The 21,204-nt window shown below is 64.7% G+C and carries 19 protein-coding genes and 1 pseudogene; 9 read left to right on the forward strand and 11 right to left on the reverse strand.

Going from position 1 to position 21,204, the window contains the following annotated elements:
- Window positions 1-120: 120 nt before the first annotated feature.
- The 6 genes and pseudogenes from MWU77_RS14285 to MWU77_RS14310 form a co-directional block, all read left to right on the forward strand.
- Complete coding sequence (locus tag MWU77_RS14285) at window positions 121-2,223, forward strand: hydantoinase/oxoprolinase family protein (protein ID WP_169690802.1); 2,103 nt, start codon at window positions 121-123, stop codon at window positions 2,221-2,223.
- On the forward strand, window positions 2,220-4,172 hold the full coding sequence (locus MWU77_RS14290; protein ID WP_247274032.1) for a hydantoinase B/oxoprolinase family protein: 1,953 nt from the start codon (window positions 2,220-2,222) through the stop codon (window positions 4,170-4,172). Before MWU77_RS14285 ends, MWU77_RS14290 begins: the two co-directional genes overlap by 4 nt.
- A gap of 3 nt (window positions 4,173-4,175) precedes the next feature.
- Window positions 4,176-5,021 carry an NmrA family NAD(P)-binding protein gene (locus MWU77_RS14295; protein ID WP_247274033.1) on the forward strand — a complete coding sequence of 282 codons (846 nt, stop codon included), beginning with the start codon at window positions 4,176-4,178 and terminating at the stop codon, window positions 5,019-5,021.
- Window positions 5,022-5,099: 78 nt separating this feature from the next.
- Window positions 5,100-5,879: an enoyl-CoA hydratase gene (locus MWU77_RS14300; protein WP_206040564.1), complete on the forward strand. Its 780-nt coding sequence runs from the start codon at window positions 5,100-5,102 to the stop codon at window positions 5,877-5,879.
- Between the two features lie 66 nt (window positions 5,880-5,945).
- Window positions 5,946-7,460, forward strand: a complete 1,515-nt coding sequence (locus tag MWU77_RS14305) for an acyl-CoA synthetase (RefSeq protein ID WP_247274034.1) — start codon at window positions 5,946-5,948, stop codon at window positions 7,458-7,460.
- A 49-nt stretch (window positions 7,461-7,509) separates the two neighbouring features.
- Window positions 7,510-8,073: pseudogene (locus tag MWU77_RS14310) on the forward strand (acyl-CoA dehydrogenase family protein); the annotation flags it as partial.
- Between the two features lie 3 nt (window positions 8,074-8,076).
- Here the strand turns inward: MWU77_RS14310 and MWU77_RS14315 are convergent.
- Both MWU77_RS14315 and MWU77_RS14320 read right to left on the reverse strand, forming a co-directional pair.
- Entirely contained in the window at window positions 8,077-8,553 is a 477-nt protein-coding gene (locus tag MWU77_RS14315; RefSeq protein ID WP_169690807.1) for a MarR family winged helix-turn-helix transcriptional regulator, read from the reverse strand.
- Window positions 8,554-8,611: 58 nt separating this feature from the next.
- A complete protein-coding gene (locus tag MWU77_RS14320; protein ID WP_247274134.1) occupies window positions 8,612-9,517 on the reverse strand; it encodes a DNA-3-methyladenine glycosylase in 906 nt (301 codons plus the stop codon).
- Between the two features lie 91 nt (window positions 9,518-9,608).
- Here MWU77_RS14320 and MWU77_RS14325 point away from each other — a divergent pair, with 91 nt between their 5' ends.
- Window positions 9,609-10,133, forward strand: a complete 525-nt coding sequence (locus MWU77_RS14325) for a ribonuclease H (protein WP_169690808.1) — start codon at window positions 9,609-9,611, stop codon at window positions 10,131-10,133.
- 18 nt (window positions 10,134-10,151) lie between these two features.
- On the opposite strand, the gene MWU77_RS14330 is transcribed toward MWU77_RS14325, so the two are convergent.
- The 9 genes from MWU77_RS14330 to MWU77_RS14370 form a co-directional block, all read right to left on the reverse strand.
- Window positions 10,152-10,907: an ABC transporter ATP-binding protein gene (locus MWU77_RS14330; RefSeq protein ID WP_169690809.1), complete on the reverse strand. Its 756-nt coding sequence runs from the start codon at window positions 10,905-10,907 to the stop codon at window positions 10,152-10,154.
- Window positions 10,904-11,971 (reverse strand): iron chelate uptake ABC transporter family permease subunit, encoded by a 1,068-nt coding sequence (locus MWU77_RS14335; RefSeq protein ID WP_169690810.1) that lies wholly within the window; start codon window positions 11,969-11,971, stop codon window positions 10,904-10,906. Before MWU77_RS14335 ends, MWU77_RS14330 begins: the two co-directional genes overlap by 4 nt.
- Window positions 11,964-12,944, reverse strand: coding sequence for an ABC transporter permease (locus MWU77_RS14340; RefSeq protein WP_169690811.1), 981 nt, complete (start codon window positions 12,942-12,944; stop codon window positions 11,964-11,966). Before MWU77_RS14340 ends, MWU77_RS14335 begins: the two co-directional genes overlap by 8 nt.
- A gap of 76 nt (window positions 12,945-13,020) precedes the next feature.
- The gene (locus MWU77_RS14345) at window positions 13,021-14,025 is read right to left on the reverse strand and encodes a siderophore ABC transporter substrate-binding protein (protein ID WP_169690812.1); all 1,005 of its coding nucleotides are present in this window, start codon (window positions 14,023-14,025) and stop codon (window positions 13,021-13,023) included.
- A 135-nt stretch (window positions 14,026-14,160) separates the two neighbouring features.
- Window positions 14,161-15,717 carry a long-chain fatty acid--CoA ligase gene (locus MWU77_RS14350; protein WP_247274035.1) on the reverse strand — a complete coding sequence of 519 codons (1,557 nt, stop codon included), beginning with the start codon at window positions 15,715-15,717 and terminating at the stop codon, window positions 14,161-14,163.
- 39 nt (window positions 15,718-15,756) lie between these two features.
- Window positions 15,757-16,341, reverse strand: a complete 585-nt coding sequence (locus tag MWU77_RS14355; protein WP_247274036.1) for an alpha/beta hydrolase — start codon at window positions 16,339-16,341, stop codon at window positions 15,757-15,759.
- Window positions 16,342-16,420: 79 nt separating this feature from the next.
- Window positions 16,421-17,473: a 3-keto-5-aminohexanoate cleavage protein gene (locus MWU77_RS14360; protein ID WP_169690814.1), complete on the reverse strand. Its 1,053-nt coding sequence runs from the start codon at window positions 17,471-17,473 to the stop codon at window positions 16,421-16,423.
- Between the two features lie 56 nt (window positions 17,474-17,529).
- Entirely contained in the window at window positions 17,530-18,378 is an 849-nt protein-coding gene (locus MWU77_RS14365; RefSeq protein ID WP_169690862.1) for a TauD/TfdA family dioxygenase, read from the reverse strand.
- 96 nt (window positions 18,379-18,474) lie between these two features.
- A complete protein-coding gene (locus MWU77_RS14370) occupies window positions 18,475-19,449 on the reverse strand; it encodes a quinone oxidoreductase (RefSeq protein WP_169690815.1) in 975 nt (324 codons plus the stop codon).
- 199 nt (window positions 19,450-19,648) lie between these two features.
- On the opposite strand from MWU77_RS14370, the gene MWU77_RS14375 reads away from it, so the two are divergent.
- Both MWU77_RS14375 and MWU77_RS14380 read left to right on the forward strand, forming a co-directional pair.
- The gene (locus MWU77_RS14375; RefSeq protein ID WP_247274037.1) at window positions 19,649-20,659 is read left to right on the forward strand and encodes an AraC family transcriptional regulator ligand-binding domain-containing protein; all 1,011 of its coding nucleotides are present in this window, start codon (window positions 19,649-19,651) and stop codon (window positions 20,657-20,659) included.
- 186 nt (window positions 20,660-20,845) lie between these two features.
- Window positions 20,846-21,193 (forward strand): carboxymuconolactone decarboxylase family protein, encoded by a 348-nt coding sequence (locus MWU77_RS14380; RefSeq protein ID WP_169690863.1) that lies wholly within the window; start codon window positions 20,846-20,848, stop codon window positions 21,191-21,193.
- Window positions 21,194-21,204 lie beyond the last annotated feature (11 nt).

The following is a 21,204-nucleotide window of genomic DNA, read 5'->3' on the forward strand; positions in this document are numbered from 1 at the left end:
AGAACCCCCCAACAAGCCGGAGAGAGTTCGGCGAAATGTGACAAAGAAACAGCGTCGCGCAGCGGGTGGAATGGCAACAAGCGTCAGGGAAGAACCGGCGAGACGAACCCAGGAGGAAGCGTGGGATCCAGGAAGATTCGGGTCGGTATCGATACCGGCGGAACATTCACCGACATCGTGGCAGTGGACGACGAGTCCGGTGCGATCGTCACGACGAAAACCCCGTCGACCCCGGCGGACCCGGCGGTGGGATTTCTCGCCGGCATCGAGAAGGTGCTCGCGAAACTCGGCGAGACCGGCGACGCGATCGGAGCCGTCAGCCACGGCACCACCGTTGCGACCAACAAACTGCTCGAAGGTAAGGTCGGCCACCTCGGATTCATCACCACCGAGGGCTACGAACACGTACTCGAGATCGCCCGCCAGTCCGTCCCCGACGGCTACGGCAACTCCTATTTCTGGGTCAAGCCCGACCGCATCGTGCCTGCCGACCGGGTCAAGACCGTCGGAGGTCGACTCAACTTCGAAGGCAAGGAAATCCGACCGCTCGACGAGGACGATGTCCGTGCCGCAGCCCGGTTCTTCCGGGAGAGTGACGTGCGCACCATCGGCGTGTGCCTGATGCACTCGTACGCGAACCCGGACCACGAGCGCCGCGTTCAGGAAATTCTGCTCGACGAGTATCCCGAGGCGACGGTGAGCATCTCGAGCGAGGTGCTGCGCGAGTACCGTGAGTACGAGCGGTCCATCACGACGCTTGTCGATGCCTCCGTCAAGCCCAATATCCGCAGCTACGTCGGCAACATAGCGAATCGCCTGCGCGAGTTCTCCTCGCTCGGCGGCGAATCACGCGACATCCCGTTCTACGTGATGAAATCGAATGGCGGTGTGCTGTCGGCGAAAGAGGTTGTGAATCAGCCGATCACAACCGTCCTGTCCGGTCCCGCTGCCGGTGCGCTCGGAGCGGCGCTCATCGCGGGTGTCGCGGGAGTCGATCAGGTGCTCACATGCGACGGCGGCGGCACCTCCACCGACGTCACCGTGGTGGTCGGCGGCGAGCCCGCTCTGACCACCGAGGGCCGGGTCGGCGTGTACCCGTCGAAGATCCCGATGATCGACGTGGTCACCGTCGGTGCCGGTGGCGGTTCGATCGCGTGGATGACTCCGGAAGGCACCCTCCGTGTCGGCCCGCAGTCGGCAGGCGCCGATCCCGGCCCGTTGTGCTACGGAAAGGGTGGCGACGAGCCGACCATCACCGACGCACACGTGTTGCTCGGCCGCATCCCGCCCCACCTGCTCGGCGGCGAGATCCCCCTCGACACCGAACTCGCCCGCAAGGGTGTCGAAGAGCTCGCCCACCGGCTCGGGCTCGAATTCGAAGCCTGCGCCACGGGCATCCTCGAAGTATCGGCGTGGAACCAGGCCAATGCGTTGCGGCAGGTCACCGTCAAGCGGGGGCTCGACGTCCGGGACTTCACGCTCGTCACCTTCGGCGGTTCCGGCTCGTTGCTCGCGTGCCGCCTCATCGACATCCTCGGTCTCAAGGATGTCCTGGTCCCGCTCAACCCCGGCAACGTCTCGGCGTTCGGCCTGCTCACTGTCGACGTCCGTAACGACTACGTGCAGACGCACGTGAGCAGGCACGACCGGCTGCGGGTCGCTGAGCTGCAGACCGGACTGGACGCGCTTGCGGTGGAGGCCGAGCGCGCGCTCGCCGACGAGGGGTTTGCTCCCGACGAGCGTCGCTACGCACGCTCGGCAGACCTCCGGTACCTCGGACAGGCCTTCGAGGTGCGGGTACCACTCGGCGACGGACCGGTCACCCAGGAACTGATGGACGAGGCAGCCGCACGGTTCCACGAGGCCCACCGAGAACTCTACGGATACGACTTCTGCGGCGATCCACACCAGCATGTCGAGTGGGTCAATCTCCGGGTCAGTGGTATCGGGCCCATCAAGCGTCCCGAACTGAAGGAGATCGCCGCAGGCCGCGGCGCCGACGTCGCGATCACAGGCACCCGCGAGGCGTACTTCGACGAGTGGGTCACCACCGCGGTGTACGACCGGACCCTGCTCGGCGCAGGCGACGAGCTGGACGGGCCAGCCGTGATCGAGGAGTTCAGCTCCACCATTCCCGTCCACCCCGGATTCCGCGCGCGCGTCGACGCGTTCGGGAACATCCGCATCACCAAGACGTCCGATTCGAACGGAGCGAACCGATGACCGCGATCCTCGATTCCGCCGCAGCTCAGGCGGCGAAACCCTATCGGCTGACCGACGCCGGGGGAGCGGCACCCGATCCGGTGCTCGTGGAGATCGTCGCCGGCTACCTCGCGAGTGTCGAGATGGAAGTGGAGACCTCCATCTCGCGGACCTCACGGTCGCCGATGATCCGCGACGCCCACGACTTCCGCGCGGGAATCCACGACCGGAACCTTCGCAAGCTCACCGGCCGTTCGTATTCGGCGCTCGTGCACCCCGTCGCGCGCGACTTTCCGCTCGACACCATGAAGCCCGGCGACGTGTTCTTCCACAACGACGTCTACCTGTCCGAAGGTGGCATCGGCCATCTGCCGGACCTGTGCGTCACGGTGCCGGTGTTCGCAACCCGCCCCGGTGACACGGAACCGACGGTCGTTGCATTCGTGCAGGCGTTCGGCCACCACGACGACATCGGCGGTTGCTGCCCGGGATCGATGCCGTCGGGTGCCACGACGGTGTTCGAAGAGGGACTGATGGTTCCCCCGATCAAGTTGTGGGACCAGGGCGTTCCCAATGAGGCAGCACTGCGCATCATGACCCGCAACTCACGGACACCCGACGCGCTGGCCGCGGACCTCGACGCGGAATGTTCCGCGTGCCTCATGGGCGCGCGACGGCTTACGGAGTTGTTCGAGCGGTACGGTGTGGAGACCGTGGAGTCCTGCTTCGACGCGATGATGGACGCGACGACGGAGACCTACCGACGCGAGATCCTCAGCAAGATCCCGAAGGGTGAGTACACCTGGGAGGATTACGCCGAGCACGACGGTGTCGACGAGCCGATGCTGCACGTGCAGCGGATCACTCTGACGAAGACGGGGCCGGAGGACGAGGGCGGGGAGCGCCTGATCCTCGATTTCACCGGCACCGGCCCGCAGGCCAAGGGCCCGATCAACCACTGCGGCGACTACGCCGACGGCAACTTCCTCATCAAGTGGCTGGCTCCGATTCTCCGCAACCTGGCAGACACCCCGGAACGCATGGCCGAGCTCGACGTCAACGAGGGTGTCGTGCCGTTGATCGAGATGAAGTTCCCGGAGAAGGGCACGCTCATCACGCCGATCTTCCCGGCACCCACCAACGCGCGCACGTTCGTGATTCTGCGCCTGCTCGGTGTGCTGGCCGGTGTGGTCGCCAAGGCAGTCGACGGCAACATGCCTGCCGACCAGGAGACCATCCGCTACACCGGTGTGTACGGCGAAGATTTCGAGGGACACTCCTACCTCATGCGTGAGGTCCTGGGTGGTGGCTCGGGTGGACGTAACTATGCGGACGGTGAGGACACCATCCACGTTGTGCCCGACTCGCGCAATCTGCCGACGGAATTCACCGAGAGCCGGTTCCCGTTCATCGTCGAGAAGCTCGGCCTGGCAATCGATTCCGGTGGCGCGGGACGGTACCGCGGCGGCCTGGGGTACGAGAAGCACATCCGGATGCTCAAGGACGCTCACTTCATGTCCATCGCCGACCGATCGATTCTCTCGTGCTGGGGCGTCAAGGGCGGCAAGGCAGGACGACCGTTCTCCGTCGTCCTGAATCCGGGTACCCCCGACGAACGCGAATTCGACGCGCTCACCGATGCCGAGCCCATCAAGGCGGGCGAGGTGGTCCGAATCCGCACCACCGGTGGTGGCGGCTGGGGCGATCCGCTCGACCGTCCCGTCGACGAAGTGGTCCGAGATGTGCTGTGGCGCAAGGTCTCGGTGGACGGCGCACGGGACGACTACGGTGTGGTGCTGAAGGAGACTTCGCTCGACGCGCCGGTCGCGGATACCTCGGCAACCGACGCTCTGCGTGAACGGATGCGTTCGGAGCGCGCTACGGAGGAGCCGTTCTTCGATCGTGGCCCCGGCTACGAAAGGCTCTCCGGGGGAGCCAAGTTCGCCGAGTACGACTTCATCGGGAACTGACCCGTGGTTGCCCTCGAGTACCGCGATCCGGAGCTCCGCGGCACCGATCTGGCAGTGATCGGTGCCGCCGGGAAGACGGGAACCGCCGTCGTGGCAGCCCTCGAGGGGCAGGCGTCCGTACGCCGGGTGGTGCATACCGCCCGGCGTACGGACGATCGGGCCGTCGACCTCGAGACCGGAGCCGGCCTCAGCGAGGCCCTTTCGGGATGCCGTGGTGTGTATTTCATCGCCCCCAACGTGCATCCCGATGAGCCGGCGTTGTTGCGCCGGGTGCTCGCGGCTGCTGTGGAGGAGGGTGTCGACCACGTCGTCTATCACTCCGTTGCGTGGCCGTATTCGCCCGGGATGCCGCACCATCTGGACAAGGCAGGTTGCGAGGACATGCTGCACACGTTCGGCGGCGTGCGGTGGACGGTGTTGCAACCGTGCGCGTACGCGGAGAACTTCGCCGCGGTGCTCGAGGGGTCGGTGCGCACACTCGAGGTGCCGTACGACCCGGATGCACGGTTCTCGTTCGTCGCACTCGCAGACGTGGCGGCGGCTGCAGCCCGTGTCCTCGGCGAGGGCGCCGACGTCCACCACGGTGCTACCTATGAGCTCGGTGGTCCGGAGTTGCTCAGCGTTCGGCAGTTGTGTCGTCGAGCGCGTAGGTCGGTGATGGTATCGCAGGTGCCGGTCGCCGACTGGATGGAGCGGCACGGGCGCGGACTCACCGGCGACGCGCGTGCACGCCTGGCCGCGATGTTCGACTTCTACGACCGGCACGGATTCGTTGCCGGTAGCGCGCAGTTGCACGCGCTTCTCGGCCGTCCACCTGCTCGGATCGGTGAGTCGGCCGCAGTGAAGTGATGCCCCGGAGCGGTGCGGTGGTGTAGTAAGGGGACTGTGACGGATCCCCATGCGAACGGCAGCTCCGCCGATGAGTCCCTGCCCGCGTCCGTGCTCATCGCGGTCGCCGAGTCCTCCAACATCGGTGTGCTCACCCTCAACCGCCCGGACCAGCGGAATCCGCTGTCGGTGGCAACCATGCGGGAGGTGACGCTGGGCCTGCGGGCGTTGTCTGCGGAATCCGCGGTCCGGGTGATCGTGGTCCGGGCGGAGGGGCCGGTGTTCTCTGCCGGACACAACCTGCGAGAGATGATCGGCCGGACCTTGGAGGAGGAGCGGGCTGTCTTCGACACGTGCACCGAAATGATGCAGACAGTGCAGGCGATCCCGCAGCCCGTGATCGCCTCGGTGCAGGGCACGGCGGTCGCGGCGGGGTGTCAGCTGGTAGCGGCATGCGATCTCGCAATTGCGTCGTCCGCCGCGGTGTTCGGCACGCCGGGTGTGAAGATCGGACTCTTCTGCTCGACGCCGATGGTGGCGGTGAGCCGGGCGATCGGGCGCAAGCGTGCGCTGCAGATGTTGCTCACGGGCGAAACGATCAATGCGCACACCGCCGCAGACTGGGGTCTGGTGAACTTCGTCGTCGACCCGGAAGAACTGGAGATCGAGACGGCGACGCTTGCGGCGAAGATCGTCGGCGCGTCTCCCGCGACGGTCAAGATCGGCAAGGAGGCGTTCTACCGCCAGATCGATCTGCCCCAGGACAAAGCCTACGAGGCGATGGGCGAGACGATGGCCCAGAACGCGATGATCTGCGATGCGCAGGAAGGCATGACGGCCTTCGTGGAGAAGCGGACCCCGGTGTGGCAGGGCCGTTGAGAGGCTTCGGCACCCGGTCGATCCTGGGTCTGGACCGATTGTTGGACGTCCTATAACCTCGTCGATATGAGTCCCGATCCTCGCTCGAGCACTGTCGATGCCATCGTCCGCCGCTCTGCCGGACGCTTCCCCGATCGTGTCGCGTTGCGGTTCGAGGCCCGCACCGTCACCTACCGCGAACTCGACGACGCGGTGTCCCGCGCTGCTGCACACCTGCTGTCGCTCGGTCTCGGCCCGGGCGATCGGGTTGCTGCATACGGCACCAACTCCGACGCCTACGTCATCGGGTATCTCGCCGTCGCGCGTGCAGGGCTCGTGCACGTGCCGATCAACTACGCGCTCCGGGGTGAAGAGTTGGTCTATCTGCTCGGGCAGTCGGGTGCGCGGGCGATACTCGTCGACCCGGCGCTCCGGGAGAACATCGACGCGGTGCGCTCGGATGTGCCTGCCGAGATCGTCCTGCCCCTGCGCGACGAAGACGGGTCGCTGCTCGCCATCGCTGCAACCGGCGACGTCCCCGCTGTCGATTCCGCTGCGGCCGACACCGATCTCGTGCAGCTCCTCTACACCTCGGGCACCACATCGAAGCCCAAGGGCGCCATGATGACTCATCGCGCGCTCGTGTTCGAATACACCTCCTCGATCGTCGCGCTCGATCTCGCAGCCGACGACAATCCTCTCATCTGCATGCCGCTCTACCATTCGGCGGCGATGCACGTGTTCATGCTCCCGTATCTCGCGATCGGCGCAACAATCCGCTTGTTGTCTGCCCCCGACATTCCGCAGGTACTGCGCTTGGTGGAGGAAGAATCGATCGGGTCGCTGTTCCTCGCACCGACCGTGTGGGTGCCGCTCGCCAACCACCCCGACCTCGATACCCGCGACCTGTCGTCGCTGCGCAAGGCTCAGTACGGTGCGTCGATCATGCCTGTCACGGTGCTCAACCGATTGCGCGAGCGCTATCCGGACCTGGCCTTCTACAACTGTTTCGGCCAATCCGAGATCGGTCCGCTTGCGTGCGTGCTGCGCCCCGAGGAGCACGAGGAGCGTCCGTCGTCGTGCGGAAAAGCGATCTTGTTCGTTGAGACCCGCGTGGTCGATGCCGAGGGCAACGATGTTCCCGACGGGGAATCGGGTGAGGTGTTGTACCGGTCGCCGCAACTGTGCATCGGCTACTGGGACAATCCCGAGGCGACGGCAGAAGCGTTCCGCGACGGATGGTTCCACTCCGGCGACCTTGTCACGCGCGACGCCGAAGGATTCATCACTGTGGTCGACCGCATCAAGGATGTCATCAACACCGGCGGTATTCTGGTTGCCTCGCGCGAGGTCGAAGACGCGATCTACACGCACAACGCGGTCGCCGAAGTTGCGGTGATCGGAACGCCGGACGAGAAGTGGATCGAGGCCGTGACCGCGGTGGTCGTGCTCAAAGATGGAGAGACCGTCACCGAAAGCGAACTCATCGATCACGTGAAGCAGCGTCTGGCGCCCTTCAAGGTGCCCAAGGCTGTGCGGTTCGTCGACACCCTGCCGCGAAACCAGAGCGGCAAGCTTCTCAAGCGCGAGCTGCGTTCGTAATTAGCCGAATGTCACCTTCGGTCACTTCAACTAGCCGAAGGTGACGTTCGGCCACACGGTGGGCCGCGTGCTCGACAAGGTCGGCCAGCACGCGGCCGACACCTCCGAGTTGTCGTTCGTCGATGTACGAGTGCCGGTATCGAACCTGCTCGGTGAGTCCGAAGGTCTCGGATTCGGCCAGCTCATGGCGCAGCTCGTGCAGGAGCGGCTCATCATCGGCGCGCAGGCCGCAGGTGCGATGGAACGCGCGGTCGAGGAGACCGTCCGTTACACCAAGTTGCGGGAGGCCTTCGGGCACAGTCTGTTCGAGTTTCAGAACACCGCATTCGAACTCGCCGAGTGTCAGACCATCGCGCGCACCAGCCGGGTCTTCCTCGACTACTGCATCGAGAAGCACTTGCGATCGGAGTTGGATGCGTCCGATGCTGCCATGGTCAAGTACTGGCTCACCGACAAGCAGTGCGAAGTGATCGACCGGTGCGTGCAGCTACACGGTGGCTACGGGTACATGCGCGAGTATCTGATCGCGCGGATGTACGAGGACGCACGCGTTCAGCGGATCTACGCAGGAGCGAACGAAGTGATGAAGTCACTCATCGCGCGGTCGCTGTAAAGGTCACCGCGGTCGAACGACTCGGTCATTGCCGGAGTGATGCTCCACCAGCTTGGTGAGCATCGCAGCCAGCTGGGTGCGTTCGTCCGCATCGAGTGGGGCGAACGCCACGTCCTGCACCGCGGTGAGCGTGAGCTCGAGGTCGAACAACCGGTTCCGCCCTCGACGGGTGAGACTGATGATGTTTCGGCGTCCGTCCTTCGGATCGGGAGCACGTTCGACGAAATGCCGGTCGACGAGTGCGTCGAGGACGGACACGACGTCGCTGCGGTCGAGGCCGCACCGGCGTCCCAACTCGACCTGGCTGGACGGCCCGTATTCGTCGAGCGCGGCGAGGACGCGGTAGTGGTGTCCGCGAGCATCGGAGGCGTCGAGCCGGTCGAACACGACGCGGTGGACATGTCGCGCAGCCTGACTGAGAAGGAAGCTCGGAAGGAGCTCGAGTCGGGCCGGACCGGTTGAGGCATCGGTGGCGGGCATGCGACGGAGTCTACGTTCGGCCATGTACGTGAAGCGAGTTTCGTGCGGTGCGCCACGCTCAGCGGCCGCGGTGATCGGTGATCGCCGTTCTGGGTCCGCGTTTCGGGATCCGGGAGTACCCACCGGATTCGGTGATCAGGCGCACCGCCCGATAACGATGAGGACGTAGTGGCTCGAGATACTCGACCATGCCTTCGTCATCGAGCGGTCCGCCGAGCAGTGACCAGCCGACGACGTTCGCCAGGTGGTAGTCGCCCACCGACAGTGCGTCGGCGTCGCCGAACGCGCGCTGCGCGACCTCGGCGGCGGTCCACACTCCGATCCCCGGCAGGGTCTTCAGTTTCCGCTGGGCTTCGTCCGGGGTGTCGTCGCACAGACGCTCGAGACGGTCGGCGAGCTGCGCGCACCGCACGATCGTGCGGGCCCGGGCGGGGTCGACGTTTGCCTTGTGGAACTCCCACGACGGGACGCGGCGCCACACCTGCGCGCTCGGTGGCACGCGCATGCCCGCCGGTGCGGGGCCCGGTGCCTGGTCGCCGAAACGGGTGACGAGACGGCGCCACGACGCGAACGCGGCTACGCCGTGCACTCGTTGTTCGAGGATGGCCGGGACGAGCGATTCGAAGACGCGTCCGGTGCGTGTGATCCGCAGTGCGGGGAGTCGCCGGTGGGCTTCGACGAGCGCGGGATGCTCGGGTGCGAATCCGGACGGGTCGTCGTGTGCACCGAGCAGGGCGGGGAGTTGTTCCTGCAGTTCGGCCGAACCCGGCCCCCACAGTTGGGCGCGTGCTCCGTTCGGGCCGTCCTGGGTCAGGCGGTAGGTCACCGGTCCGGATTCCATTCGCGACACCCGCCACACCGCGGCACCGTCGGCGCGGTGACATGGATCCCACGCGCCACGCTGGAGAGGCCGGAGGGTCGACACGAGGTCGACCGGCCATGGCACTCTTATACGGGTGTCCATGGTGAACGTGGACGCAGGCACCGAATCACCGTACGCCCGTGAACGAAAGTCGGGTTTAGACGGTGTCGGAGGGAAAGGCTATGGTTCGCGCATGATCATCGTGAGCACCGACGGATCCTGCTTGCGCAATCCCGGTGGCGCTATCGGGTGGGCGTGGGTCAATCACGAAGGCCCCAGCGCGTCGGGTGGTGATCGCTCCGGTACCAATCAGATCGCGGAGTTGCGGGCGCTGCTCGAGGCGCTCCGTGCTCATCCAGGGCCAGACCCGCTGCTCATCGAATCCGATTCCCAATACGCGATCAAGTGCGCGTCCGAGTGGCTGCCCGGCTGGAAGCGCAAGGGCTGGAAGACAGCAGCGGGCGCCCCGGTGAAGAACCTCGACCTGGTTCGCGACATCGACCGCGAGATCTCCGAGCGTAAGGGCCCGGTGCGCTTCCGTTGGGTGCGCGGGCACGTCGGCAACCACTTCAACGAGGTCGCCGACAAGCTTGCCGGTGAAGCGGCGCGAGAGGCCGCGGCGCGGCCGGGCCCGATCGAGGTGGCGAAGGTCGCGCCGGCCGTGGTCAAGCCCAAGAAGACGGCCCCCGCTGCAGACGTCGAGATGACGCTGTTCTGAATCGGTGAACCGCTCGGGTCAGTAGTACACGGCGAGGCGGCCGTTCGGCCCGTCGACACAGGTGACGGGGGTATCGAACACACCGGTGAGGACTTCGTCCACCAGAATCTCGTCCGGGGTCCCGAACTCGACGACCTTGCCGTCCTTCATCGCGCAGATCCGGTCGGCGTAGTGGCCCGCGAAGTTGATGTCGTGCAGCACGATGACCACGGTGCGCCCGAGTTCGACCGCGACTTTGTGGAGGTGCTGCATCATCTGGACCGAGTGCTTCATGTCCAGGTTGTTCAGGGGTTCGTCGAGCAGGATGTAGTCGGTGTCCTGGCACAGCACCATGGCCACGTAGGCGCGCTGGCGCTGCCCGCCGGAGAGCTGATCCAGGTAGCGGTGTTCGAGGTGGGTGAGTCCGAAGAACTCGATGGCCTGGGTGATGGCCTCCTCGTCCTTGCGGGTGAGGCGGCCCTTCGAGTGCGGGAAGCGACCGAAGCCGACGAGCTGACGAACCGTCAACCGGGTGACGAAATGGTTCTCCTGGCGGAGCACCGAGACGATCTTCGCGAGATCTTTCGACTTGGTGCTCGAAACGTCGTAGCCGGCGATCTCGATGGTTCCGGCGTCGGCACCGAGCAACCGGCCCACGATCGTCAGCATCGTCGACTTGCCTGCACCGTTGGGTCCGACCAGCGCGGTGATGCCACCTTTGGGGATTGTCAGATCGATCTCGCCGATCGTGACCGTGCTGCTGTACTCCTTGCGGAGTCCCTTGATCTCGATCACAATCTGCCCTTCCGGAGAATCACGTAGAGGAAGGCCGAACCGCCGACGGCCTCGATGATGATGGACACGGCGCCCTCGGCGTAGAAGATGTTCTTGAGCACGAAATAGGCACCGCCGAGGATGACGAACCCGGTCAGGATCGCCACCGGGAACACGTAGCGATGCTCGTGGGTGGTCGCGAACTGATAGGCCAGGGTCGCGACGAGGAACCCGAGGAATGTCAGGGGACCGACCAGCGCGGTCGTGGTTGCCATGAGCACCGACACGAGAAACAGGATGAGGATGATCTCGCGGCGATGGTTCAGGCCGAGGTTCGTGGTCACGTCCTTGCCCAGCGCAATGATGTCGAGTCTGCGCGAACGCCACCACAGGATCGCTGCCGACACGACGCACAGTGGGACCGCCAGCGGGAGATAGGACGAATCCGCGTTGGACACCGACCCGAACAGTTTGGCGGTGAGAATGTCGAACTCGCTGGGGGTGAGCATGCGTTGCATGAACGTCGCCACGGAGCCGAGACCGCCACCGAGGACGATGCCGACGAGCAGCATGACCTGCAGATTTGCGTACTTACCGGACAGCAGCCAGCCGTAGAGCATCAGGGAGAAGCCCACCATGAGCACCACCATCAGGGCGAACTGCGCGACCCCCTGGAACAGCGTCACCCCTACCGCGCCGAGGAAGAAGACGGCGGCGGTCTGGATCGCGACGTAGAGGGCTTCGAACCCCATGATCGACGGCGTGATGATGCGGTTGTTGGTGGCAGATTGGAACGACACCGTCGCGACTGCCTGACACACGACGACGAGCACGATCACGAGGAGGCTGCCCGCACGCATCTGCGTGATCCGCCAGTATCCAGCGGTCCCGAACGGGACAGGGTTGTTCCAGGTCACGATGCCCACGGCGATCAGAACCGAGAGAATTGCGAGGGTGCCTACGAGAATCCAGTAGCGACGTTGCTGCCGCGCGGTCGCGAAAGCTCCGGAACCCGTGTGCCCGGACTCGACCGAGGGGACAGCGGCGCTGACAGGAGCGCTCGATTCGATGGTTGTCTCAGGCATTGCGGCGGCTCCGGAGAAGCAGAGTGATGAAGACGACGGAGCCGACGACGCCGAGGATCAACGACACCGGGATCTCGAACGGCATGATGATCGTGCGCCCGATCAGGTCGCACACGGTGACGATGGCGATGCCGAGCAGGCACACCCAGGGGAGGTTGCTGCGCAGGTCGTCGCCGCGGAACATCGAGACGATGTTGGGGACGATGAGCCCGAGGAACGGAAGGGCGCCCACCACGACCGTCACGACTCCGGTGGCGATGGCGATGAGTCCTGTTCCCAGCAGGATGATGCGGTTGTAGTTCAGTCCGACGTTCGTGGCCACGTCCTCACCGAGACCGGCGACGGTGAACCGATCGGCTACGACGAACACGAGCACTGCGACGATGGCGACGATCCAGAGCACTTCGTACTGGCCCTTGATGATCGACGTGAAGCTTCCGGCGAACCAGATGCCCAGGCTCTGAAGTTTGTCGGTGGCGAGGGCGATGTAGGTGGTGATGGACCCGACGACAGCACCGAGCATGATGCCGACGATGGGGACGATCAGCGACGACGACAGTTGCACTCGTCGGAGGAACAGGAAGAAGACCATCGTTCCGATGAAGGCGGCGACGATGGCGCCGATCATTCGGGGCATGAGGCCCGCGGTGGGGAAGACGATGAGCATGATCAACAGGCCCAGGCTTGCCCACTCGGTAGTACCGGTGGTGGTCGGTTCGACGAAGCGATTCTGGGTGAGCAGCTGCATGACGAGGCCGGACATCGCCATCGCCGCACCGGCCAGTACCAGGGCTATCGTGCGGGGGATCCGGGTGATGCTGAACATCTCCCAGCCGAAATCGCCGCCGAAGATGTCGAACACACCGGTGAACAGCGACGCGATCAGCAGGACGCAAACCCCGAGGAAGCCCAGGAGGAGCTTCCAGTCGAAGAGCGTGTCCCGCGTCCGGGAGAGTGGAGCTTGCGTGGTCATGTCGTTCTCTGCTCTGTAATCACGTCGGCCGTGTGCCCGGCCATCGGGCCGGGCACACGGCGTTCGACGCTGTGACTCAGTTGTTCTCTGTGCTCGGCGCCGCGTTCTTCTCGAGCAGGTCCGCAAGCGAGTTGAAGAACTCCGTGTACGTCTGGATGCTCTCGTTGGTGTAGGTGTCGGCGGGCAGGTAGATGATGTTGCCGTCCTGGACCGCAGGCACGTTCTGCAGTGCGGGGGAGTTCTCGAGCACCGTCGCGGCGGGCTGGTAGCCGGCTTCATCCGAGGCGACTGCGGCGTCGCGATCCATGACGATGATCAGGCCCGGGTTGGAGGCGGCGATGGCCTCCACGGAGATGTCGTCACCCTGGTGGTCGTCGGTTCCTTCGGGAACTTCGAGCGCAGGGGTGAGACCGAAGATGTCGAACATGGGACCGATGGTGCGGCCGGTGCTCGGGGTGACATAGCCGATCTCGCCGCCGGAGACGATCAGGCCCATGACGCTCTGCTCGGGAGAGTAGGCGGCCTTGACCCGCGCGATCGACTCGTCGAACGCATCGCTCAGTGCCTGCGCCTCGTCCTGCTTCGAGAAGATCTCTCCGAGGACCGTGACGCCGCGCTTGAGTTCGGTGTCGAACGCTTCATCGTCGCGAGGAGCGACCTCGACGATGGTCGCGTCCGGTGCGAGTTCCTGGAACTTCTCGCGGTACTGCGCGTAGCGGCCGCCGTTGATGATCAGGTCGGGTTCGACGGCGACGACGGCTTCGAGGTTGGGTTCCCGGTGCGAGCCGAGATCGATGATGCTCTCGTCCTCTGTGTAGGAGATCGTGTCCGGCATCAGGGTGACTGCGCCTGCGGCGAGAGGGATGCCCCACGTGTCGAGCGTCTCGAACGTGCTGTTGTCGGTGGCGACCACGGACTGCGGGGGCACGGTGACCGTCTGGGTACCGAAGTTGTCCTCCACCGTGATGGTGGTTGCGGTGTCGTCGGTGGTCTCGGTGGCGGGATCGCTCGAACATGCAGTCAGGGCCAGGGCAGCCAATGTGCCGAGGACGGCACCTCGGTACAGGCGGGATGCGTTCATCAAACTTCCTTGCTGCTTGCTTACAAAGGATGGGTAAGGCCTTTGGAACACCTTATAAAATGGGTAGCATAACCTAACCCGGAAGCTTTGCTAGCTCTGCCTCGGATTCCCTCGTGACCTGGTGTTATTGGCGCCCTATCTTGTGGCGAGTTCGCGCTTGAGGATCTTGCCCGTCGCGGTCATCGGCAGGACTGTGGTGAACTCGATCGATCGCGGGTACTTGTACACCGCCATCTGATCCCGGCACCACGCGATGAGTTCGGCCTCCTCGACCTGCTTGCCCGGTTCGAGGATGACGAACGCCTTGACCTCCTCGCCGTGGGTTCGATGAGGCACGCCGATCACCGCTGCGAGCGAAACCGCGGCGTGCGTGATCAGTACTTCCTCGATCTCCCGTGGGTACACGTTGAAACCGCCGCGCACGATCAGGTCCTTTGCGCGGTCGACGTTGTAATAGAAGCCGTCGGAGTCCCGTCGGGCGAGGTCGCCTGTGCGCAGCCATCCGTCGCGCATCACCTCGGCGGTCGCTTCGGGGCGGCCGAGATAGCCGGACATGACGTTGTGTCCACGCACTGCGATCTCGCCGACAGCGTCGAGGTCGGTCACGGTGTTCCACTCAGCGTCGACGAGGCGCGCTTCGATTCCCCACACCGGGACGCCGATCGACCCGGGGCGGGGTTCGCGCTCCGGGTCGCTGAACAGGGCCAGCGGCGAGGTCTCGGACAATCCGTAACCCTCGAGGATCTGAACCCCGAACCGCTCGGAGAACCGGGTGAGGATTTCGACGGGTAGCGCCGCTCCACCCGAGATCGCACGCCGCATCGTCGCGGCGATCCGGTCGACGTCCACACTCTCGTCCAGTGCATTGAGCAGGCCCCAATACATCGTCGGCACGCCGGCGAAAACGGTGATGCCCTCGTCCGTCATCAGTCTCAGCGCTGCGCGTGCCTCGAATCGCGGTAGCAACACCAGAGTGCCGCCTACCGACAGTCCCGCGTTCATCGTCACGGTCTGACCGAAGGAGTGGAACAGGGGGAGCGTCACCAGGTAGGTGTCGTGGCGGATCGGGTTGCTGTCGAACAATCGGTTCGCGGTGACGGCATTCATCACCATGTTGGAGTGGGAGAGCTGCGCGCCCTTGGGCTTTCCGGTGGTACCGCTCGTGTAGAGGATGACTGCGATATCCTGTGGTTCGCGCACCACCGTAGAGAATGCGTCCGAGGTTTCCGCGAGTGCAGCTTCGAGATCCGAAATATCGCCGGTGCCAGTTCCGGTTCCCGACTCGTTGCCCGCGACGAACATGTTGCGGCACTGTGTTGCCGACTCGAATCCCGCTCGGCCGAACTCGCCGATCGGCAGGTCCGGACCGCCCTCGAAGCAGAAGTACGCTTTTGCTCCGGAATCTTCGAGGTGGTAGGCGATCTCGCGACCCTTGAGCATGATGTTCAGCGGCACCACGACCGCGCCGGCCTTGAGGATGCCGTAGTAGACGATCGGGAATTCCGGCACGTTGGGGAACGACATGGCGACGGTGTCGCCGGGTTCGATGCCTCGCTCGATCAGGAGGTTGGCGACCTGGTTCGAGCGGGAGTCGAGTTCGGCGTAGCTGACGCGAGTGTCGCCGAGTACCAGTGCGTCACGGGACGCGTATCGCCGGGCGGAATCTTCCAGAAGGGCAGACAAATTGAGCATTGTGGAGTCGCTTTCAGGATCAAACTCGGGAGGGAGGGGTCATGACGTGGCTGCCTCGGATCGGTCGAGCAGTTCCTGCAGGAACTCGTCGGCCCTCGGCCAGTCGCCGAATCCCGACGCGGGGTTGAGATGTCCGACCTCCCCGAGATCGACGAACCGGCTACCCCACACCTCGGCCAGGCCCGCGACCCTACGCTGCTCTGCGAGCGGGTCGTTGCTGCTCGCCGCGACGATACTGGGGAAGGGGAGACGGCGTCGGGGGATCGGAAGCCAGCCACCGGCTTCCAGATCATCCATCGTGGGATAGTTCTCGGGTAGCGGGGACTCCAGATCGGCGGGCGTCGCGAGTAGTGCACCGAGTATCGGTCTGGTCGATTGCTGCGCCCAGTGCACAGCGATCAGGACACCGGCGCTGTGCGCCACAAGAACCACAGGTCCGTCGATCTCACTCACCACCGCGTCGAGCGCGGCGATCCGGGCCGCCAGACTCAGCTTGTCGTGCTCGAGCGGGGGTACCGTGCGCACCCGGTCGAGGCGATCGGCAAGCCGGGTCTGCCAGTGGTCGGCGACGTGGTCGCGCAGACCGGGGACGATGACCACGGTCGGTTCGGAATAGTTGTTCATTATGTCGTCCGTACTTTCCGTCCATATCGGACGCGACCCGGGCCCGGCGTGAACGGCGGGCCCGGGTCGCGGTGATGGGTCAGGCGTGCTGCGTGAAACCGACCTGCCCGGGCCGTCGGTTCGGTGCGTACCCGAGCTTGGCGAGGGTTTCGTCGGCGTCGCGGTAGGTCTCGCCGATCTTGTAGATGTCGCGGGCTTCCTTACCGGTGGCGACTTCGCGGCCGAGTTCGCCGGCGATGCGGACCAGTTGCTGGATCTGCTGGACAGAGGTCATCTTCTCGCCCTTGCGGCCCCAAATGGTGTCTTCGTTGCCGCAACGGTTGTGCAGACCCATCGCAGTCGCCATGGTGTTGACCGGAAGGACCGAGCGCATGAGCGTTTCGAGGGTCAGGCAGGCCCCGTCCGGGACACGCTGCACGAAGTTCATGATGTTGTACGGGTTGGGGCCGTCGAAGCCACCCCCGATGCCCACCCAGGTCAGGTTGAGCGGTCCGGTGTACACCCCGCGGCGGATGAGACGCTCGACGGTCTCGAGTTGCGGGATGGACGAGAGCTGGAAATGGGGCTGGATGCCGGCCGCCTGCAAACGTCGCAGGTGCTCCTCTACCCACTCGGGACCGGCGGGAACGGTCATTTCGCGGTATGCCGCAGCAAGTTCCGGACGTTCCATCGAGGTGCCCGCGATGTCGTCCGCGGTCATGAGCTCCATGATGTTCATCTGGCTGGTGTTGATCGCGATCGTGACCTGATCAGGCTTGGGGTCGAGCTCGGCGAGCATGTGCCGGGTGTCGTCCGAGAGCCATTTCGCGTCGGCGCCTTCACCTTCCGGAGCGAAAGAGATGGACCCGCCGACCTGCAGAATCATGTCCGGCACGGCCTCGCGCAGGCCGGCGAGGAGTTCGTTGAACTTCGACAGGCGCTTGGAGCCCTTGCCGTCGAGTTCCCGCACGTGGATGTGCAGCACGGTTGCGCCGGCCTCGTAGCAGTCCACCGCCTTCTGGATGTGCTCTTCCATTGTCAGCGGCAGGTCTTCGCGAAAGTCGTTCGGCTCCCATTCGGGTCCGTACGGCGCGCAGGTGATGACCAGCTTTTCCTGGCATTCGGGGAAGAGGGCATCGTCGTGGAAATGCATGGCAGTCTCCTGTGGATCGAAGTGGAAAGTCCTGGGTAGAAAAAGGATCGGTGTGATCAGAAGGGGCGGTCGCCGATGATTCCGGCGCGTTCCATCTTGCGGACGGCAGGCCAGTAATCCTGGACTGCGTAGTGCTGCGTGCACCGGTTGTCCCAGATCGCGACGCTGTTCGGTGTCCATCGCCACCGCACCTGATATTCGGGGATCGTCGCCTGGCTCTGCAGGTATCGGAGCAGATCGCCGGCCCCGGGTGCGTAGTCGATACCGCATCGGACATTGTCTGCGTTGTGGAAGTTGGTGAAGTGCGTGGTGAAGCTGTTGACGAAGAGGACCTTCTCGCCCGTTTCCGGATGGGTACGGACGACGGGGTGCTCGGCGTCGGGGTACCGCTCTTTCAGCTCGAGGCGCTTCTCGATCGGGAGTCGCGCACCGAACGACGCTTCGATGCTGTGTCGCGCACGCAGGCCGGCGATCTGTTCCCGGACACGCTCGGGCAGCCGCGCGTAGGCGAGCGCCATGTTCACCCAGATCGTGTCGCCGCCGATAGCGGGACCTTCGACGCATCGCAGGACGGATCCCATCGGCGGGTTCTCCCGCCAGGTGGCATCGCAATGGTAGGAATTCTCGAATGCCTCGGGCGGGCTGTCGAGGTCCTTGTAGATGCGGACCAGACCGGGATGCTCCGGATCGCTGCCGAGCACCGGATGATCCTCGAGCCGGCCGAAGCGTTCCGCGAGCGTCACGTGCTCGGCCCGGCTCATGTTCTGGTCGCGGAAGAACAGCACCTTGTGTTCGAGTAGCAGTGCCTTCAGTTCGGCGAAGAGCGCGTCGTCGCGAGACACCTCGGCCAGGTCCACGTCGTGAAGTTCTGCGCCGATGCTCGCGGTCAACGGTTGTGCGTTCATCGGAATCCGGGAGGCGGTGTCGGTGCAGGGTTCCGCACGGTCGACTGTGGTGGTCATGGCGGTTGTCCTCCTGTCCATGACGATGGGTGGTGTGGGTCAGACCGAGAACACAGAGGAGCCGACGCTGATGCCGGATTCCAGTTCACGGTGAGCGAGCTCGGCTTCTTCGAGCTTGTACCGTTGGTTGATCTCGACCTCGATGCGTCCTGCGGCGACGTGTCCGAACAGCTCGTTCGCCAGTTCGGCGCGCTCGGCAGGGTCGGCGATGTAGTCGGCGAGCGCGGGGCGAGTGACGAACAGCGAGCCCTTGACGGCGAGTTCCATGGCGTTGATCGGAGGGATCGGGCCGGAAGCAGTACCGAAGGCCACCAGCAAGCCGCGGCGGGCGAGGGAGTCGATCGAGGACTGGAAGGTCGACTCGCCGATGCTGTCGAAAACCACTGGCACACCCTTGCCGTCGGTGAGCTCGCGCACTCGCTCGGCGACGTTCTCTCGCTTGTAGACGATGACCTCACTGCACCCGTGGGCTCGCGCCACCTCGGCCTTCGCGTCACTGGACACGGTACCGATGACGTTGATGCCCAAGTGCTTTGCCCACTGGCAGAAGATCAGACCGACGCCGCCGGCCGCTGCATGCAGCAGAACGGTGTCCCCGGAATTCAGCGGGTGGATGCGGCGCAGCAGGTACGACGTCGTCAGGCCGCGCATGGTCATTGCGGCTGCGGTCTCGAAGGGGATCTCGTCGGGAAGGGCGATCAGATGCTCGGCCGGCATCACGCGTTCGGTGCTGTACGCACCGAGCGGGCTGCCCGTGTAGGTGACACGGTCGCCTTCCTTGAAGTCTGTGACACCCGGGCCGATCGCCTCGATGACACCGGCTGCTTCGACGCCCATTCCTGCGGGTAGCGGGGCGGGGTACATACCGGTGCGAAAGTAGGTGTCGGCGAAATTGAGGCCCACGGCTTCGTGCCGGATCCGGACCTGGCCGGGTCCAGGTTCGCCGACCTCCACTGACTCCCACTTCAGGACCTCGGGGCCGCCGGTTTCGTAGAATCGGATCGCCTGTGCCATCTGTTCTTCTCCTCTGATGTCGCTGCGCCTGATGTCACCGCGTCGTCGGTGTTCCGCCACCTCGGAGGGTTCGTGTGACGCTGATAACACGACAGTAATCAGGTGTCGTGGGTCATACTTACCCTCAGGGGACATATTTATTGCCGATTCGGGACAGGTAGCCGAATCTGCGCTGTGGCAAAGAAGGGAGGGGTCGACGATGGGATCGGCGAAACCTCTGGCGCGCTACGCGTCGCTGACCGGCTACATCGACCTGGGGCGTTCGTTGTCGGTCGAGCCGGTCCAGCTGCTGCGCAGCGTCAATCTCGATCCGGCGGGTCTCGAGCTCCAGGATCGCTGGGTGCCGGCCGCGTCGATCGCGCGACTGCTCGAGCTGTCGGCCGCAGCGACGGGACGTCAGGATTTCGGGCTCAGGCTGGCCGAACGGCGACGGTTGTCGACACTTGGCCCCCTGAGCATGGGTATCCGGGAGGAGCCGGATGCCCGGAGTGCGCTGCGGATGCTGATCCGCTATCAGCACACCTACAACGAAGCGCTGTTCATCGAGGTCATCGAACGCGATGGGCTGGCGACCGTCGTTCTCCGCGTCGAGACCGGCGAGCCGATGCCCGTGCGCCAGTCCGTGGAGCTCGCCCTTGCCGTGATCCATCTGCTGTTGCAACACCTGCTCGGAGATCGTTGGCGACCCGTGTCGGTGTCCTTCGAGCATCAGCGACCCGACGACGACAGCACCCACCGCCGCATCTTCGATGCGCCCCTGACCTTCGGTGGTGACTACTCCGGAATCGTCATGTACGCGAACGACCTGGACCAGCCCAATCGCCTGTCCGACCCGTTGCTCCGCGGCTACGTACGACAGGCCCTCGACGAACTCGCAGCTCCGGAGGCGCCGACCCTCGAGCAGCGGGTGCGCGAGCTCGTCGAACTGCTACTGCCGACCGGGCGCTGCTCCGTCGAGCAGGTTGCGCAGAGTCTCGGCGTGGATCGGCGCACGGTCCACCGGCACCTGGCCAAATCGGGGCAGACCTTCACCGGGGTCGTCGACGCCACTCGCGCCGAACTCGCCCGGCGGTTGGTGGCGAGCCGGCGGCACACTTTCACGGAGATCTCCGAAATGTTGTCGTTCTCGGCGCCGAGTAGCTTCTCCCGGTGGTTCGGTCAGCAGTTCGGCATGAGTCCCCGTGAATGGCGCAACCGCTCCGAAGAGTGACTGTCCCGAAATGTGAAGAACTACGTCCCGGCAGGATAATTAATCGCGTTCGGTGAGGGATAACGTGATGTGCACCACGTTCGCCGTGGGATGGCGTGCATGACACACCACACTTCGACCCCTGCGTGAAACGAGTGCCGCGTGACCACGAAATCCGATTCGATCCCCACCCCTACCCTCGACGCCATGCGCCGGGATGGAAAATGGAATCCCTTGTGGGACACACTGTCCGACTGGGATCCGGAGTGGACCGAGCAGTTCATGGCGATGAATGCCACCCCGATCGAGCGAGGGATCTTCACGCCTGAGTTCGTCGAACTCCTCAGCATCGCGATCGACGCTGCCGCTACCCACATGTACGCCCCCGGCGTACGGCGGCACATCCGTGCTGCGCTCGATCTCGGAGTCTCTCGCGACGAGATTCTCACCGTTCTGCAGATGGTCAGCGTCCTCGGAATCCATGCCTGCAATCTCGGCGTTCCGATCCTCGAGGAGGAACTCGACGCACATCAGGCGCGCCAGGCAGCGTCCTGACCACCCCTTCC

The organism is Rhodococcus sp. F64268 (genome assembly GCF_023015605.1).
Lineage (GTDB): Bacteria > Actinomycetota > Actinomycetes > Mycobacteriales > Mycobacteriaceae > Rhodococcus.